Source organism: Roseomonas fluvialis, from assembly GCF_022846615.1.
GTDB classification, from domain to species: Bacteria; Pseudomonadota; Alphaproteobacteria; order Acetobacterales; family Acetobacteraceae; genus Neoroseomonas; species Neoroseomonas fluvialis.
Map to the genome: position 1 here is coordinate 3,197,242 of NZ_AP025637.1, position 14,954 is coordinate 3,212,195.

The 14,954-nt window shown below is 71.5% G+C and carries 16 protein-coding genes; 9 read left to right on the top strand and 7 right to left on the bottom strand.

Annotation, left to right across the window (positions count from 1 at the left end; all coding sequences use genetic code 11):
- Window positions 1-3: 3 nt before the first annotated feature.
- Window positions 4-1,503, bottom strand: a complete 1,500-nt coding sequence (gene ccoN / locus MWM08_RS15550) for a cytochrome-c oxidase, cbb3-type subunit I (protein WP_423815977.1) — start codon at window positions 1,501-1,503, stop codon at window positions 4-6.
- 179 nt (window positions 1,504-1,682) lie between these two features.
- On the opposite strand from ccoN, the gene MWM08_RS15555 reads away from it, so the two are divergent.
- A complete protein-coding gene (locus MWM08_RS15555) occupies window positions 1,683-2,462 on the top strand; it encodes a DUF2189 domain-containing protein (protein ID WP_244407415.1) in 780 nt (259 codons plus the stop codon).
- 244 nt (window positions 2,463-2,706) lie between these two features.
- On the opposite strand, the gene MWM08_RS15560 is transcribed toward MWM08_RS15555, so the two are convergent.
- Entirely contained in the window at window positions 2,707-3,459 is a 753-nt protein-coding gene (locus MWM08_RS15560; RefSeq protein ID WP_244407416.1) for a sulfite exporter TauE/SafE family protein, read from the bottom strand.
- 65 nt (window positions 3,460-3,524) lie between these two features.
- Here MWM08_RS15560 and pdxA point away from each other — a divergent pair, with 65 nt between their 5' ends.
- From pdxA to MWM08_RS15580, 4 genes are all read left to right on the top strand, one after another.
- The gene (gene pdxA, locus MWM08_RS15565; protein ID WP_244407417.1) at window positions 3,525-4,502 is read left to right on the top strand and encodes a 4-hydroxythreonine-4-phosphate dehydrogenase PdxA; all 978 of its coding nucleotides are present in this window, start codon (window positions 3,525-3,527) and stop codon (window positions 4,500-4,502) included.
- Window positions 4,499-5,230: a pyridoxine 5'-phosphate synthase gene (locus tag MWM08_RS15570; protein ID WP_244407418.1), complete on the top strand. Its 732-nt coding sequence runs from the start codon at window positions 4,499-4,501 to the stop codon at window positions 5,228-5,230. Before pdxA ends, MWM08_RS15570 begins: the two co-directional genes overlap by 4 nt.
- Before the next feature lie 61 nt (window positions 5,231-5,291).
- The gene (locus tag MWM08_RS15575) at window positions 5,292-6,095 is read left to right on the top strand and encodes an alpha/beta fold hydrolase (RefSeq protein ID WP_244407419.1); all 804 of its coding nucleotides are present in this window, start codon (window positions 5,292-5,294) and stop codon (window positions 6,093-6,095) included.
- Between the two features lie 212 nt (window positions 6,096-6,307).
- Entirely contained in the window at window positions 6,308-6,772 is a 465-nt protein-coding gene (locus MWM08_RS15580; protein ID WP_244407420.1) for a GNAT family N-acetyltransferase, read from the top strand.
- Here the strand turns inward: MWM08_RS15580 and MWM08_RS15585 are convergent, their stop codons facing one another.
- From MWM08_RS15585 to MWM08_RS15600, 4 genes are all read right to left on the bottom strand, one after another.
- Window positions 6,773-8,530 (bottom strand): ABC transporter transmembrane domain-containing protein, encoded by a 1,758-nt coding sequence (locus tag MWM08_RS15585; protein ID WP_244407421.1) that lies wholly within the window; start codon window positions 8,528-8,530, stop codon window positions 6,773-6,775. It lies immediately after the preceding gene.
- Window positions 8,531-8,687: 157 nt separating this feature from the next.
- The gene (locus MWM08_RS15590; RefSeq protein WP_244407422.1) at window positions 8,688-9,470 is read right to left on the bottom strand and encodes an SDR family NAD(P)-dependent oxidoreductase; all 783 of its coding nucleotides are present in this window, start codon (window positions 9,468-9,470) and stop codon (window positions 8,688-8,690) included.
- An 87-nt stretch (window positions 9,471-9,557) separates the two neighbouring features.
- On the bottom strand, window positions 9,558-9,896 hold the full coding sequence (locus MWM08_RS15595; protein WP_244407423.1) for a hypothetical protein: 339 nt from the start codon (window positions 9,894-9,896) through the stop codon (window positions 9,558-9,560).
- A 162-nt stretch (window positions 9,897-10,058) separates the two neighbouring features.
- Window positions 10,059-11,030, bottom strand: coding sequence for a Bug family tripartite tricarboxylate transporter substrate binding protein (locus tag MWM08_RS15600; RefSeq protein WP_244407424.1), 972 nt, complete (start codon window positions 11,028-11,030; stop codon window positions 10,059-10,061).
- 198 nt (window positions 11,031-11,228) lie between these two features.
- Between MWM08_RS15600 and MWM08_RS15605 the strand changes: the two genes are divergently transcribed.
- The 4 genes from MWM08_RS15605 (at window position 11,229) to MWM08_RS15620 (ending at window position 13,816) form a co-directional block, all read left to right on the top strand.
- Window positions 11,229-11,498, top strand: a complete 270-nt coding sequence (locus MWM08_RS15605) for an excalibur calcium-binding domain-containing protein (RefSeq protein WP_244407425.1) — start codon at window positions 11,229-11,231, stop codon at window positions 11,496-11,498.
- Window positions 11,499-11,547: 49 nt separating this feature from the next.
- The gene (locus MWM08_RS15610) at window positions 11,548-12,513 is read left to right on the top strand and encodes a sodium-dependent bicarbonate transport family permease (RefSeq protein WP_244407426.1); all 966 of its coding nucleotides are present in this window, start codon (window positions 11,548-11,550) and stop codon (window positions 12,511-12,513) included.
- The gene (locus tag MWM08_RS15615; RefSeq protein ID WP_244407427.1) at window positions 12,513-12,815 is read left to right on the top strand and encodes a P-II family nitrogen regulator; all 303 of its coding nucleotides are present in this window, start codon (window positions 12,513-12,515) and stop codon (window positions 12,813-12,815) included. The genes MWM08_RS15610 and MWM08_RS15615 overlap by 1 nt, the downstream gene beginning before the upstream one ends.
- 89 nt (window positions 12,816-12,904) lie before the next feature.
- A complete protein-coding gene (locus MWM08_RS15620) occupies window positions 12,905-13,816 on the top strand; it encodes a lytic transglycosylase domain-containing protein (protein WP_244407428.1) in 912 nt (303 codons plus the stop codon).
- Here the strand turns inward: MWM08_RS15620 and MWM08_RS15625 are convergent.
- Complete coding sequence (locus tag MWM08_RS15625; protein WP_244407429.1) at window positions 13,776-14,939, bottom strand: glycosyltransferase family 87 protein; 1,164 nt, start codon at window positions 14,937-14,939, stop codon at window positions 13,776-13,778. The genes MWM08_RS15620 and MWM08_RS15625 overlap by 41 nt on opposite strands.
- Window positions 14,940-14,954 lie beyond the last annotated feature (15 nt).

The window sequence follows — 14,954 nt, forward strand, 5'->3', positions numbered from 1 at the left end:
CCCTTATTCCGCCGCGACGGCGATGGCGGAAGCGGGCGCACGGGCGGGGGCCGGCGCGGCCTCCTCCCCGCTGGTCACCGTCTTCCACAGGTTGAAGGCCATGATCAGCGCGCCGGTCAGGTACAGCACGCCACCGAGCAGGCGGATCACGTAGTAGGGGTGCATCGCCTCCACGGTCTCCACGAAGGAGTATTGGAGGAAGCCGAGCTCGTCATAGGCCCGCCACATGAGGCCCTGCATGATGCCCGAGACCCACATCGCGGTGATGTAGAAGACGATGCCGAGCGTGGCCAACCAGAAGTGCCAGGCGATCAGCTTCTCGCTCCAGACGCCCTTCTTCCGCCACAGCACCGGGAACAGGTAGTACAGCGCGCCGAAGGTGATGAAGCCGACCCAGCCCATGGCCCCGGAATGTACGTGCCCGATGGTCCAATCGGTGTAGTGCGACAGCCCGTTCACCGCGCGGATCGACATGACCGGCCCTTCGAAGGTGGACATGCCGTAGAAGCCGACCGCGGTGACGGAGAAGCGCAGCGCCGGGTCGGTCCGCAGCTTGTCCCACGCACCTGACAGCGTCATCAGCCCGTTGATCATGCCGCCCCAGGAGGGCATCCAGAGCACGATCGAGAACACCATGCCCAGCACCTGCGCCCAGTCGGGCAGCGCGGTGTAGTGCAGGTGATGCGGGCCCGCCCAGATGTACAGGAAGATCAGCGTCCAGAAGTGCACGATGGACAGCCGGTAGGAATAGACCGGCCGGTCCGCCTGCTTCGGGATGAAGTAGTACATGATACCGAGGAAGCCGGCGGTCAGGAAGAAGCCCACCGCATTGTGCCCGTACCACCACTGGATCATCGCCCCTTGCACGCCAGGCGGCGCCGCATAGGACCACGACGACCCGACATCCACCGGGATCGAGATGTTGTTGCCGATATGCAGCACGGCGACGGTGATGATGAAGGCCAGGAAGAACCAGTTCGCCACGTAGATGTGCGGTTCCTCGCGCTTCATGATCGTGCCGGCGAAGACGACCAGGTAGGCCACCCAAACGACCGTCAGCCACAGGTCCACGTACCATTCGGGCTCGGCGTATTCCTTGCCCTGCGTGATGCCGAGCACGTACCCCAGTGCCGCCATGACGATCACGAACTGGTAGCCCCAGAACAGGAACCACCCGGCATCGTCGCCGCCCAACAGGCGCGCCCTGCAGGTCCGCTGCACCACGAACAATGACGTGCACAGCAGCGCATTGCCGCCGAAGGCGAAGATCACCGCGCTGGTGTGCAGCGGGCGCAGCCGCCCGAAAGTCGTCCATTCCAGGTCGAGGTTCAGCAGCGGGAAGGCCAGCTGCGAGGCGATGACCACGCCCACCAGGAATCCCACCACCCCCCAGAAGGCGGTGGCGATCGCGAAGGCACGGATCGGCGCCTCCACATACGTCACCTCTCCCGCCCGCATCGCCTGCCCCGGCGCCAGGGCGGCGCTTGCCGTTGCTGCTGCCACGACCGATCTCTCCCACTCGGGCGCCGTCGCGGAGTCGCGATGCACGCCATGGGTCGGAGGGAACGCCCGGCGGCTCCCCGCGTCCTTGATCCGGATCAAGTTTCTTGCGCTGCAGCAGGATTACGCTGCGTCATCAGTCGGGGCGCGCGTGACGCCCCGCCCGCAGGGAAGAAGCCGCCATGCCGAGCGACGCGGAGACCATCGCCCGCCGCCCCGCCATCATTCGCACCGTCGCCCCCGACCGGCCCTGGGCCTGGCTGACCGCCGGCTGGCGCGACCTGATGGCGAACCCGCAGATCGGCTTCTTCTATGGCGGCGCGCTGACGCTCGCGGGCTGGGTGTTGGCGCTCCTGCTGCTCTGGGCGCGCACCGCCTGGGCGATCCTGCCGGCCTCGGCGGGGTTCTTCATGGTGGCGCCGATCCTCGCCGCGGGCCTCTATGAAGCGTCCCGCCTGCGCGAGGAGGGCAAACCCGTCACCTTCGCCGCCTGCATGGCCGGCTTCACGCGCAATGGCGGGCAGCTGGCCTTCATGGGCGTGGTGCTGGTGGTGCTGCACCTGTTCTGGGTGCGCGTGGCCGCGCTGATCTTCATGCTGATGTTCGGCATCAACTTCGCGCCGTCGCTGGAGTCACTGCCGATGGCGATGCTGCGCTCCGACATGCTGCTGCCCTTTCTGATCGTGGGCACGGGCGCGGGCGCTGTGCTGGCGGGGGCGGCGTTTGCGATCTCGGCGGTGTCGATCCCGATGCTGGTGGACAAGCCCGAGATCACGGCGATGGAGGCGATCGCCGTGTCGGTGCGCACGGTGATCGCCAATCCCGGCGCGATGCTGTTCTGGGCCGGGCTGATCGTGGTGTTCACGGCGATGGCGATGGTGCCGTTCTTCCTGGGCCTCGCGCTGGTGATCCCGCTGGTGGGGCATGCGACGTGGCATGCGTATCGGGATCTGGTGAAATAACGGCGCCCCTGGGCGATCCCGCCTAGACACTCCCGCTCGGCATCGTCTGCCCCGCGACCCGGAGGCAGGCACCAGAGGCATCACTGAAGACACGCGGCGATTGACGGCAGGCGCGCACCTCACGCCCATCGACCCGGAACGCAGCGTCGATCAGGACGGCACCGACGGCGACGCGGGGTCCACCAGCCTGACGGCACGTCCCGCCATCCGCCATCGGGTGAACAAGGACCTGCGCCCGATTGCGTCAGGCCACCACCCGCACCGCCATGGCCGCCAGCATCACGCCGTTCAGCGCGAATAGCGCCGCACCCGCCAGACGCATCCCCGGCCCAGCGCGCCGCCCGAAGAACCGCCCGAGCAGCGCGACGCCCATCAGCGCCGGCACCGTGCCGGCCACGAAGGCCGCCATGACCAGCGCGCCGCCCAACGCCGAGCCCGTCGCCGCCGCCCCCGCCAGCGCGCCGTAGAGCAGGCCGCACGGCAGCGCCGACAGCATCAGCCCGAGCGCCACGCCGCGCAGACCCGTGGGCGCGGCCAGCAACGCGCCCATGCGCCGTTCCAGCAGCGCGGGTAGCCGCGGCGCCGGCAGCCGCGGCAGCAGCGCCGCGATCCGCGCGCTGGCCTGCGCGAACATCAGCACCGCCGCGACGCCGAGCAGAGCCGCCAGCACGAATCGGAACCCCGTGCCCAGTGCCACGATTCCCGCGAAGCCTCCGGCGGCCGCGCCCAGCAGCCCGTACCCCAGCATCCGCCCCGCATGATATGGCACCAGCGCCGCGCCCGAGACGCGCGCGAGCACGCCGCCCGCCACCGTGCGATCGGCTACCGCCGCGGCCTGCGCGATCACGAAGGGCCCGCACATGCCCGCGCAATGCGTCGCACCGCCCGCCAGCCCCGCCAGGAACAGCGCCACCATCACCGCCGGCACCCCACCAGGGCCGAGCGCCGTCAGGTCGTGCAGGCAATTCGCCAGGAACTCCATGGTCACTTCTACCATGCGTCGCGCGCCGCGCCTTGCGCCGCCGCAAGCCCTCGCCATGTCGCGCGCCAGGACGTAAAGCGATGGCCATGCGCCCCCTCGTGCTCACCATGGGAGAACCCGCCGGCATCGGCGCCGAGATCGCCGCGGGCGCCTGGCGTGCCCTGCACGCGACCGGCCCGGCCTTCCTGCTGGTCGACGACGCCACGCGCGACTTCGGCGTGCCGGTGCGCGCGATCGAGGCCCCGGAACAGGCCGCCGCGGTCTTCGCACGGGCGCTGCCGGTGCTGCATCGCCCCCTCCCCGCCACGCCGGTTCCCGGAACGCCCAACACCGCGAACGCGCCCGCCGTGATCGCCGCCATCAGCGAGGCGGTAGCGCTGTGCCGGGCCGGGCGTGCCGCCGGCGTGGTGACCAACCCGATCCAGAAGGCCACGCTCACCGCCGCGGGCTTCAAGCATCCGGGCCACACGGAATACCTGGGCGAGATCGCCGGCACGGGCGTGCCGCCGGTGATGATGCTGGCCAGCCACGACCTGCGCGTGGTGCCTGTCACGGTGCATGAAGCGCTGGCGCGTGCCATCGCGCGGCTGACGCCGGACCTGATCGCCGAGACCGCCCGCATCACCGCCCGTTCGCTGCGCGAGGAATTCGCCATCGCCGCCCCGCGCCTGGCCATCGCGGGCCTGAACCCGCATGCCGGCGAGGCCGGCACCATGGGGCGCGAGGACATCGACATCGTCGCGCCGGCTGTGGCGATGCTGCGCGCCGAGGGCATCGATGCGCGCGGCCCGATGCCGCCCGACACGATGTTCACCGCGCTGGCGCGCCCGACCTACGATGCCGCGATCTGCCTGTACCACGACCAGGCGCTCATCCCGATCAAGACGCTCGACATGGCGGGTGGGGTGAACGTGACGCTCGGGCTGTCCATCGTGCGCACCAGCCCGGACCATGGGACGGCGCTCGATATCGCCGGCACGGGGCGGGCCGATCCGTCGTCGTTGATCGCGGCGATCCGCCTGGCGGCGGAGCTGGCGCGCGCAAGGGGGTTCGCATGAAGCATCTCGATTTCTCGGTGAACGTCGATCACGTCGCCACGCTGCGCAACGCCCGCGGCGGCAGCTTCCCCTGCCCGGTCGAGGCCGCGCGCATCGTGGTGGACGCCGGCGCCGACGGCGTCACGATGCATCTGCGCGAGGACCGCCGCCACATCCGTGACCGCGATGTGGAACGCGTGCGTGCCGAGATCGCGACCCCGCTGAACTTCGAGATGGCCGCGACCGAGGAGATGGTCGCCTTCGCCGAACGTATCCGCCCGCCCTATTGCTGCCTGGTGCCCGAGAAGCGCGCGGAACTCACCACCGAGGGCGGCCTGGATGTGCTGCGCGCCGGCCCGTTCCTGCACGAGGCCGTCCAGCGCCTGCGCGCCGCTGATATCCGCGTGTCGATCTTCATCGAGGCCGATCCCGCGCAGATCGAGGCCGCCGCGCGCATCGGCGCGCAGGCGATCGAACTGCACACCGGCACCTATGCCGAAGGCCCCGTCGCGAACCGCGAAGCGCAGCTCGCGCGCCTGAGGGCCGGTGCGCAGGCCGCGAAGGCGGCGGGGCTGCTCTGCCACGCCGGCCACGGCCTGTCCTACGACACTGTCGGCCCGATCGCCGCGATGCCGGAGGTGACCGAAGTCTCGATCGGACACTTCCTGATTTCGCAATCCGTCTTTGAGGGCCTCGCCACGACGGTGCGCCACTTCCGGACCATCATGGACGCAGCGCGCGCCGCCTGACCGCGGGGGCTTTGCGGGCGCGCCGCGCCGTGCCTCCATGGCGGGACCGGAGGACGCGCCCATGCCCAGCATTTCCATCGACGGCTACCCCATCGCCTATGCCGAGGCCGGCTCCGGCCCGCCGCTGCTGATGATCCATGGCACGCTGGGCGACCAGCGCTCCTGGGCCGGGCAGATGGCGGCCTTAGGCGCCGCGCACCACGCCATCGCCGTCAGCCTGCGCCATTGCTGGCCGGGCGAATGGACCGACGGCGGCGACTTCACCATCGCGCGCCATACCGCCGACATCGCCGGCTTCATCCGCGCGCTGGGCGAAGGCCCGGTGCGCCTGGTCGGCCATTCGCGCGGCGGGCACATCGCCTTCCGCGTCGCGCAGCATCACCCGGAGCTGATCCAGTCCCTGGTGCTTCTGGAGCCCGGCGGCGAGCTAGACGAGACGCTCGGCGGTGCGCCAGCGGCGGGCAAGCAGGGCGCCGCCTTCGCGCGCGGCGCCGCGCTGATCGGCGAAGGCCAAATCGAGGAAGGCCTGACGGTCATCGCCGAACACACCGGGGGCCCCGGCGCCTGGGCGAAGCGCTCGGACGCCCGCAAGGCGGTGAACCGCGACAACGCGCGCACGCTGCTCGGCCAAGTCAACGAGCAGCGCAAGCCCTACAGCCGCGCCGAGGCCGCGTGCATCGCCATCCGCACGCTGCTTGTGGGCGGCGACCAGTCGCAGCCGCAATTCGGCGTCATCCTCGATGCGCTGGAAGGGGCCATGCCCAATGCCACGCGCGTGACCATCCCGCGCGCCGCGCACAGCGTGCAGGCCGACAACCCCGCCGCCTTCAACGCCGCAGTGCTGGCCTTCCTGGAAAAGCATTGACTGCGCGCAGCATCATCGCGAGCATCTCCCCGATGTCCGCGCGCACCGCCACCACCGTCACCCGACGCCGTCGCCCGACGACGCAGCGGCGGCGCGCGCCTGACCCGACGACCCGAGGCTAGCGGCCCCACCCGCATCCTCCGTCGCCCCGGCGCCCCGCCCACCGCAAGGTTGGCGGGGTTTTTCGTGTTCATGTTGCAAAGGGCCCTGCCATGGCACCGCTGCCGCCCACCGCATTGCGCCGCGCCACGCCCGCCGACGCCACGGCGATCCGCGACGTCACCCGCGCCGCCTACGCGCGATGGGTGCCGGTGGTCGGGCGCGAGCCGATGCCGATGCGCGCGGACTACGACGCTGCCGTGCTGTCGCATCGCTTCGACCTTTTGGTGCGCGGAGTGTCCCTCATGGCGCTGATCGAAACCGACCTGCGTGACGACCACCTCTGGATCGAGAATATCGCCGTGCACCCGGATCATCAGCGCCAGGGTCTCGGCCGCCGCCTTCTCGCGATCGCGGATGCGCTGGCGCGCGAGGCCGGGCGCGATGAACTGCGCCTGCTGACCAATGCGGCATTCGCCGGCAATGTCGCGCTGTACGAATCGCATGGCTATGCGGTGACGCTGCGCGAACCCTTCATGGGCGGCACGACCGTCTACATGGCCCGACGCATTGCGTGATCAGGCATCGGTGAATTGCAGCGACGCGAGGCGAGCATAGAGTCCGCCTTGCGCCAACAGCGCCTCGTGCGTGCCGGTGGCGGCGATGCGCCCGGCCTCCATCACCACGATGCGGTCGGCCGCGCGCACGGTGGCGAGGCGATGCGCCACCACGATGGTTGTGCGCCCCCGCGACAGCCGCGCCAGCGCGTCCTGCACGGCGCGCTCGCTCTCGGCATCCAGCGCGCTGGTGGCTTCGTCCAGCAAGAGCACCGGCGCGTCACGCAGGATGGCGCGCGCGATGGCGATGCGCTGGCGCTGCCCGCCCGACAGCGTGACGCCGCGCGCGCCCAGGTGTGCCCCGTAGCCGTCGGGCAGCGCGGCGATGAAGCCGGCGGCGGATGCGGCCTCGGCCGCGGCACGAACCTCGGCATCGGTCGCGTCGGGCCTGCCGTAGCGGATGTTGTCCGCCACGGTCGCGCTGAAGATCGACGGGTCCTGCGGCACCAGGCCGATGCGCGCGCGCACATCCTGCGGCGCGGCCTGCGCGATCTCGATGCCATCCAGAAGGATCGCGCCCGCTTGCGGGTCGTAAAAGCGCAGCAGCAGTGCCAGGACCGTGGTCTTGCCCGCGCCCGAAGGACCGACCAGCGCCACGGTTTCCCCCGGCGCGACATCCAGCGAGAAGCCATCCAGCGCCGGAGTCTCGGGGCGCGAGGGATAGTGGAAGGTGACGTCCCGGAACACCACTGCGCCGCGCGGCGCCGGCAGCGCGAGCGGCATGGCGGGCGCGGCAATGGTCGGTTCGACCGCCAGGATCTCCGCCAGCCTGTCCGCGGCGGCGCCGGCGCGCTGGATCTCGCCCCACAATTCGCTGACCGTGGCCCCCGCGCTCGCGAGCAGCACGGCATAGAACACGAAGGCGGTCAGGTCCCCACCGGTCATGCGCCCGGCGATCACATCCTGCCCGCCCACCCACAGCGAGAAGGTGATGGCGCCGAAGCCCAGCAGGATCACGGTCAGGATCAGCGCCGTGCGCGTCGCCACGCGCCGCAGCGCCGCCTGCACCGAACGTTCGGATTCGGCGCCATAGCGCGCCCGTTCCGCCGGTTCGTGCGTGAACGCCTGCACGGTGCGCATGCCATTGATCGCTTCCTCGGCGGTCGCCGCCAGGTCCGCCACGCGTTCCTGTGCCGCCTTGGACAGCCGGCGTTCGCGCCGGCCGAACACGATCATCGGCAGCACCACCAGCGGCACCACCACCGCCATCAACCCGGCGAGCTTGGTGCTGGTCAGCACCAGCATCGCGAAGGCGCCGATGCCGGTCAGCGCATTGCGCAGCCCCATGGAGATGGCGGAGCCGATCAGCGACTGCAGCAGCGCGACATCGGCGGTCAGGCGCGACATCAGGTCCCCGGTGCGCGCCGTTTCGTAGAAGCGCGCATCGAGCCGCGTCAGGTGGTCGAACACCGCGCGGCGCAGGTCGGCCGCGACCCGCTCGCCGAGCCAGGTGACCAGGTAGTAGCGCAACGACGTGGCGATCCCGAGCGCGGCCACGATCAGCCCCATCACGCCGGCCGCCTGGTTCAGCGCGCCGGGCCCGCCCGAGAAGCCGTCATCGATGATGCGTCGTAGCCCCTGGCCGATCGCGAGCGTGAGGCCCGCCGCGGCCAGCAGCGCGACGGCGGCGCCCAGCGCGCGCCACAGATACGGCCGCAGGAAGGGCAGCAGCAGTCGCAGCGACGCGACACCGCGCATGCGCGCCCCCTCACCCGACATGCCGAACACTCCGGCGTTCAAGGCAGTGGTGCGAATTGCGCCCGCGATGCGGGAGCGCGCGGCGCGACCGCACCCGGCCCATCAGCCGCGCCGGGAGCATCAGTGCGTTGCGCGAAGGCAAGCCGGCCCATGCCGGCGCCCGCCGTTCGAGCGCATGCTAAACGTGCTGCCCGCCATTGATGTGGATCTCGGCGCCGTTCACGTAGGACGATGCCTCGGTGCAGAGGAAGTAGATCGCCTGCGCGACCTCCTCCGGCCGGCCGAGCCGGCGCATCGGGATCTGTTCCTGCACGATCTTCTCGGTCCCCGGCGAGAGGATCGAGGTATCGATCTCGCCTGGGCTGATGGCGTTCACGCGGATGCCGAGCGGCGCGAAATCCGCCGCCATCTCGCGCGTCAGGCCCGCCAGCGCCGCCTTCGAGGTGGAATATGCGACACCGGCGAAGGGATGCACGCGTCCGCCCGCGATGGATGTCACGTTCACCACCGCGCCATTGGCCTTCTTGAGCGGTTCGACCAGGCCGCGTGCCAGCAGCACCGGGGCAAAGAAATTCACCCGGAACACCTTGAGCCAGCCCTCGAGGTCCATCTCGAGCGACCCCAGGCGCGACCCACCCGGCCCCTTCGGCGAAATGGCGGCGTTGTTCACCAGCGCATCCAGCCGCCCGTCCTCGGGCTTCAGCCGTTCCTTGATCTCGGCGATCGCGGTCTCGGTCGCGGCCGGGTCGGTCAGGTCGAGTTGGATGTGGTCCTCGGGGCCCATCTCCCACGGGCATTGCTCGGGGAAGGGCTGGCGGGAGACGGTGATGACGCGCCATCCCGCGGCGGAGAACCGCTTGACGGTCGCATGCCCGATCCCACGCGAGGCGCCGGTGAGCAGCAGGACGCGCCGCGGGCCGTTGGCCGACTTGCTCCGGGGAGCGCCGCTCGATGCCATCATAGGTATTCCGTGCTGCGAAGACGGGCGGGTATAGCGCCTATCGGGCAGCGAGGCACCCGGCGCGGCGGCACCGGGTGCGCCATGGCGTCAGGCAGCCTGACGCCAGGACCCCGGCGCGAAGGCGGCGGCCCAGCTCGGGGCAGCGCGCAGCAGGCGTTCCAGGGCGGCGACGGGCAGGCCCTCGGCATATTCGAGCGCGGTCACCGCCGTGTCGTCCCAGTGCCGCGCGATCTCGGTCACCGCCTGCACGGCGGGGTCCGTCGCGGGCAGCGCCAGCGCTCCGGCGGCGGCGAGATGCGAGGCGCGACGCGCGGCCACGATCACGCGCGCAGCCTGTTCAAGGCGCATACGGTGGGCGAGGCCGCCCTCGGCGATGTCGGCTAGCGAGCGTGCCAGGATGGCGGTGGCGCGCGTGGAGTCGGTCATGTCTGTCCCCTTGCGGATCAACGTCGCGGCCTCCCTTGGTCTAACGACTTGGACCTGAGATGGTGCCGCGGTCGGGCAGCGGCAAGCCGCGATGACTGCATGGGGCGGTTGTCCCGCGTGCATGTGGCGGCAATGTGACCCATGCGCGCCCGCAGCGGGGCGCTATTCTGGCTCGATCCCGGCGGCGCGCGCCTGTTCGCCCCAGAAGCCGATCTGCTCGCGTATGAAGGTACCGAATTCGGCGGGCGTCGAGGTGACGCGCTCGATCCCGAATTCGCCGAGGCGCCGTTCGGTCTCCGGCCGTTCCCAGACGCGGCGGATCGCGCCGTTCCACGCCATCACCACCTCCTCGGGCATGCGGGCGGGGCCGACTGCGCCCATGAAGGACAGCAGTTCGAAGCCCGGCAGGCCCGATTCCGCGAGGGTCGGCCATTCCGGAAACAGCGGCGTGCGCCGCGCCGAGGTGATGCCGAGCGGGCGCAGCTTCCCCTCGGCCAGGAAGGCGCGCGACGCGGCGACATCGGCGAACATCGAACTGACGCGCCCGGCGATCACGTCGGTCATGGCCGGCGGCGAGGACCGGTAGGGCACATGCGTCACCTCGACCCCGCCCAGGCGGTTGAGCATCGCTGCCCCGACCACGCCGGTGGTATTGCCTGACGCGCAGGTCAGCCGCCCCGGCTGCGCCTTTGCGAGGGCCAAGAATTCCGCCAGCGTGCGCACCGGCACCTGGTCGTTCACAGCGAGCACGAAGATGTAGGTGCCCATGCGCGACAGCGCCGTGAAGTCGGCCACCGCGTCATAGGTCGGCCGACGCATCAGCGCGGGGGTCGCGCCGTGCGGGCTGTTTGTGGTGATCATCACGGTCTGGCCGTCGGGCGCAGACCGTGCGGTGGCGACGGCGGCGATCGCGCCATTGGCGCCGGGGCGGTTCTCGACGACCACCTGGATGCCCCAGTCGGCCTCGAGCAACGAGGCGAGCAGGCGGGAGACGGTATCGGTGCCCGACCCCGCGGCAAAGGGTACGATCATGTTGACCGGCCGCGCGGGCTTCCACGCGCCCTGCGCGCGGACCAGGCCAGGGGCGGCGAGCGGGGCGGCCAGCAACGCGCGGCGCGCGAGGGCGAGGCTCATGACGTTTCCTCCGGTTAGCAGCCCGTAGCGCGGGGGCTCTGTTGGAGACAGCGTCGCAGCGGGGCCGGACGCTGTCCATCCGTGCGCGACGTGCCACGTGGCTTGCAGCGCCGGCCGTCAGCTTGCGCGGCCGATGCCGGTCGGCGCACGGAATGGTTCGGACGTGACGTGTGGCGCGACGTCCGGCCTGATGTCGCCATGTCTGGCCGCGGTGCGCGTCGTCTCGTGCCCTACCTGGTCGTGCTGGCGGTCTCTGCCGTCGGGCTTGCGGTGGGGGCCATCCTGCCCGCGCTTCGCCACCCGATTTATCCGCTCGGGCTTGCCGTGCGGCACCAGGTCGCGGGCTGGCATTGCGCAGCGGCGCGCCTGGTCGGGCTGGCGCCATCCTATCGCGGTGGCCCCGGCTACTGGCCGGCACGCGACGCTGACCTCGACGGCATCGCGTGCGAGGCCTGGCCGCGTCGCTGAGGCTGCACTCTGGCGGGCGCGCCCGGTCCGGGCTATGCGGCCGCCGCCCATGTCCTTCGCCGACCTCCTGCCGCCGCCCGTGCTGTTCTTCGCGCTCGGCTTCGCCGCCGCGGCGCTGCGTTCGGACCTCGCGGTACCGGATGCGCTGGCGAAGGCGTTGTCGCTCTACCTGATGATGGCGATCGGGCTGAAGGGCGGCATCGCGGTGGCACAGCCAGGGGCGGCTGCGGCCATGCTGCCCGCCCTGGCGCTCGGTGTCGCGCTGTCGGCTCTGATGCCCGTGCCGGCCTATGCGCTGCTGCGGGCGGGCACCAGGCTTGACCGCGCCACGGCGGCCGCGGTCTCGGCGCATTACGGGTCGGTCAGCGTGGTGACCTTCGCCGCCGCGGCGGGCCAGCTCACGGCGGCCGGCGTGCCGTACGAGGGCTTCATGCCGGCGGTGCTCGCGGCGATGGAGACCCCCGCCATCCTGACCGCCCTGCTGCTGGCCCGGCGCGGTGGCGAGCAGACCACCGGCGGCGGGCGCGAACTGGCGCGCGAAGTGCTGCTGAACGGATCGGTGGTGCTGCTGCTGGGCGCCTTCCTGATCGGCTGGCTCGGCGCGGCGGGGGCGGAACGGCAGCTCTCGCCCTTCATCACCGCGCTGTTTCCCGGCGCGCTGTGTCTGTTCCTGCTCGAGATGGGCCTGACCGCTGCACGGCGCCTGCGCGACCGCGGGCGGGGGCTTGATGTGCGCCTGGTCGGCTTCGCGGTGCTCATGCCGCTGCTGGGCGGTGCGCTTGGCCTGGGGGCTGGGCTGCTGGCGGGGCTCTCGCCGGGCGGGGTGGGGCTGATGGCGGTGCTGGGGGCCTCGGCCTCCTACATCGCGGTGCCGGCGGCGATGCGCATGGCGCTGCCGGCGGCGGATGCGGGCATTTATGTCACGCTCTCGCTCGCGGTGACCTTTCCCTTCAACATCCTGGCCGGCATCCCGCTGTGGCTCTGGGCGGCGCGGGCGGCGACGGGGGCGGGCTGATGCATCCACGCAAGCGGATCGAAATCGTGGTCGAGGCGGTGCGCGCCGAGGCCGTCACCGACCTGCTGGACCGGCTGGGCGCCACCGGCTGGACTGTGCTGCCGGTGCTGGCCGGGCGCGGGCGGCAGGGGATCCGTCGCGCGGGCGACCCGGGCGGCGTGGATGACAATGTGGTGGTGCTGTGCATCGCCTCGGCCGAGATCGCGGACCGTGTGATGGCTGCGCAGGCGGAACTGCTTGGTGCGCGCCCGGCCATCGTGTCGATCACCGATTGCGTCGTGCTGCGGGCGGATCATTTCTGATCGCGGCCGGGCGGCCCGGCTGACCCGTCGCGACATCTTCACCCCCCAGGTGCTTGACCCGGCAGGCCCCTGTGGTCCATGACGCGCCCATGCCTGCGCAAGGACCCCGCGCCGCGACGGCGCTGTTCGGCCTGATGCTGGCGGTTGCGCCGGCCTTGGCCGTCGCGCCGACGCCCGCCATGGCGAACACCGCGCAGCCCCAGGCGGCCGCCCGCACCCAGCCGCGCGCACCTGCTGCCACCCGCACCGCCGCCAGGCCCCCAGCCCCGCCGCGCGCGGCGCCGGCGCCCACCTTCTCGGACAGTCCCTGGGATGCCTGCGCCCAGGCCATTGCCGCCGCCGAGGCGAATTCCGGCCTGCCGCCGGGGCTGCTCGGCGCCATCGCCCGCGTCGAGACCGGGCGCCGGACGCCGACCGGCGGCGTGCAGCCCTGGCCCTGGTCCTTCAACGCCGCCGGCGAGGGTCGCTACATGGCGACCCGGACCGAGGCCGTGGCCGAAGTCCAGGCGCGCCTGGCCGCCGGCACGCGGTCGATCGACATCGGCTGCATGCAGATCAACCTGCTGCACCACCCCGATGCCTTCCCGAGCGTCGAGGCCGGCTTCGAGCCCGCGGCGAATGTCGCCTACGCCGTGCGCTTCCTGCGCCAGTTGCATGCCCAGACCGGCGATTGGGCGGCTGCCACCGCCCGCTACCATTCCGCCACGCCGGAACGCGGCCTGATCTACCACCAGCGCGTCATGGCCGCGATGACCGGCCAGGGCTTCGTGCCCGGCCCGGCGCCAGGCGTGATCCCGCTGCCGGGGCCGGCCATGGCGGGGCTTTGCGCCTCGGGCCGCGGCGCGGTGCTGCTGCTGGGGTCATCGGCGCCGAACCTGACGCCGGTGGTAGCGGTGCCCAATGTCGAATTGCGGCTGCGCGGTCGGCCCCCGGCTGCGGCCGGGCCGAACCGGCCGCGCATCATGTGCCTGCGGACGGCGAGCCGATCCGCGCCGGGCTGACGCGCGCGGCGCGGTCGCGGCGCCAGGCGCAGGCCAGGATGATGAGCCAGGCGGCCGGTGCCCATGCTGAGGACTGTCCTAACACCACCGCAGCCTGGGTCAGCACGCAGGCCAGTACCAGCAGTGGGCGCTCGGCGGGCAGGAAGCCCTCGCGCATCGCCGCCCTCACCAGGAACAACGCCGCCAGCGCAAGCGCGGGCGTATCGTAGACCCAGGTGAAAGGTGTCACCAGGAATACCGCGGCAAAGGCGGCCGCGGCCCTCACTTCCTCAAGTGCCTCCGGCCGGCGGAGCCAAAGGCGCAGGACGACTCCGACGACGGCAGCGGCCATGGCGCCGTGCAGCATCCAGGCCGCCGCCCGCGGTGCGCCCAGGCCATAGGCCAGGGCGAAAACCGACTGAATCCGTGGCAGCACGTCGGTGCGCTCGGCGAGGTAGAGCTCCTCGTTGCGCGTGAGCGCGCCGAAGAACCCCCACCAAGGATCGGGGCCATAGGTCACCAGCGCCGCACCCATCACGAACAGCGCCGTTGCGGTGGCTGCGGCGAAAACGCGCCACCGCCCGGTGGCCACGAGCAGCACCGGCAGGATAACGCCGAACTGCGGCTTGATCGTGAGAAGGCCGAGCGCAATCCCCGCCGCCCACGGCCGCCGGTCCATCCAGGCGAAGGTCCAGCCGAGCAATGCGCCCACCAACAGCCCATTCTGGCCGACCACAGCGACAAACAGCACACCGGGCGTCGCCAATGCGACGAGGCTTGGCGCCATCCCTGCCCCGGGCAGCACGGCACGCGCGGCCAGCCCGAAGAGCGTCGCCGTGGCCACCACCCAGGCCGCCCAACCCGGGCCGTAATCGCCAGCCGCGAAGGGTTGTACGAAAAACAGGAAGTGCGGTGGATTCACCCAACCCAGGAAGGCCGCCACCTGCTCGGGCGGAACCCCCAGGATGTCGGCCTGCAGCAATTGGACCCGGGCCCAGTCATAGGCCACCGCGGCCTGACCCTCGAGCGCCAAGCGGCCCGCGGCGTAGAACGCCATGAAGTCGACACGCCGCGGCGTGGCCTGCAACGTTCCGAGCGCAAGAAGGGCGAGGTAGAAAGCGCAGAGCGGGATCGCGATCGCCATGGCGCGGTCGCGATT

Coding starts and splice junctions, on each gene's coding strand:
- MWM08_RS15615 (WP_244407427.1), top strand. CDS start 12,513: ATGCATCCACGCAAGCGGATCGAAATCGTGGTCGAGGCGGTGCGCGCC.
- MWM08_RS15590 (WP_244407422.1), bottom strand. CDS start 9,470: ATGATGGCATCGAGCGGCGCTCCCCGGAGCAAGTCGGCCAACGGCCCG.
- MWM08_RS15625 (WP_244407429.1), bottom strand. CDS start 14,939: ATGGCGATCGCGATCCCGCTCTGCGCTTTCTACCTCGCCCTTCTTGCG.
- MWM08_RS15605 (WP_244407425.1), top strand. CDS start 11,229: ATGTCTGGCCGCGGTGCGCGTCGTCTCGTGCCCTACCTGGTCGTGCTG.
- pdxA (WP_244407417.1), top strand. CDS start 3,525: ATGGCCATGCGCCCCCTCGTGCTCACCATGGGAGAACCCGCCGGCATC.
- MWM08_RS15560 (WP_244407416.1), bottom strand. CDS start 3,459: ATGGTAGAAGTGACCATGGAGTTCCTGGCGAATTGCCTGCACGACCTG.
- MWM08_RS15595 (WP_244407423.1), bottom strand. CDS start 9,896: ATGACCGACTCCACGCGCGCCACCGCCATCCTGGCACGCTCGCTAGCC.
- MWM08_RS15570 (WP_244407418.1), top strand. CDS start 4,499: ATGAAGCATCTCGATTTCTCGGTGAACGTCGATCACGTCGCCACGCTG.
- MWM08_RS15575 (WP_244407419.1), top strand. CDS start 5,292: ATGCCCAGCATTTCCATCGACGGCTACCCCATCGCCTATGCCGAGGCC.
- MWM08_RS15600 (WP_244407424.1), bottom strand. CDS start 11,030: ATGAGCCTCGCCCTCGCGCGCCGCGCGTTGCTGGCCGCCCCGCTCGCC.
- MWM08_RS15585 (WP_244407421.1), bottom strand. CDS start 8,530: ATGTCGGGTGAGGGGGCGCGCATGCGCGGTGTCGCGTCGCTGCGACTG.
- MWM08_RS15620 (WP_244407428.1), top strand. CDS start 12,905: ATGCCTGCGCAAGGACCCCGCGCCGCGACGGCGCTGTTCGGCCTGATG.
- MWM08_RS15610 (WP_244407426.1), top strand. CDS start 11,548: ATGTCCTTCGCCGACCTCCTGCCGCCGCCCGTGCTGTTCTTCGCGCTC.
- MWM08_RS15555 (WP_244407415.1), top strand. CDS start 1,683: ATGCCGAGCGACGCGGAGACCATCGCCCGCCGCCCCGCCATCATTCGC.
- MWM08_RS15580 (WP_244407420.1), top strand. CDS start 6,308: ATGGCACCGCTGCCGCCCACCGCATTGCGCCGCGCCACGCCCGCCGAC.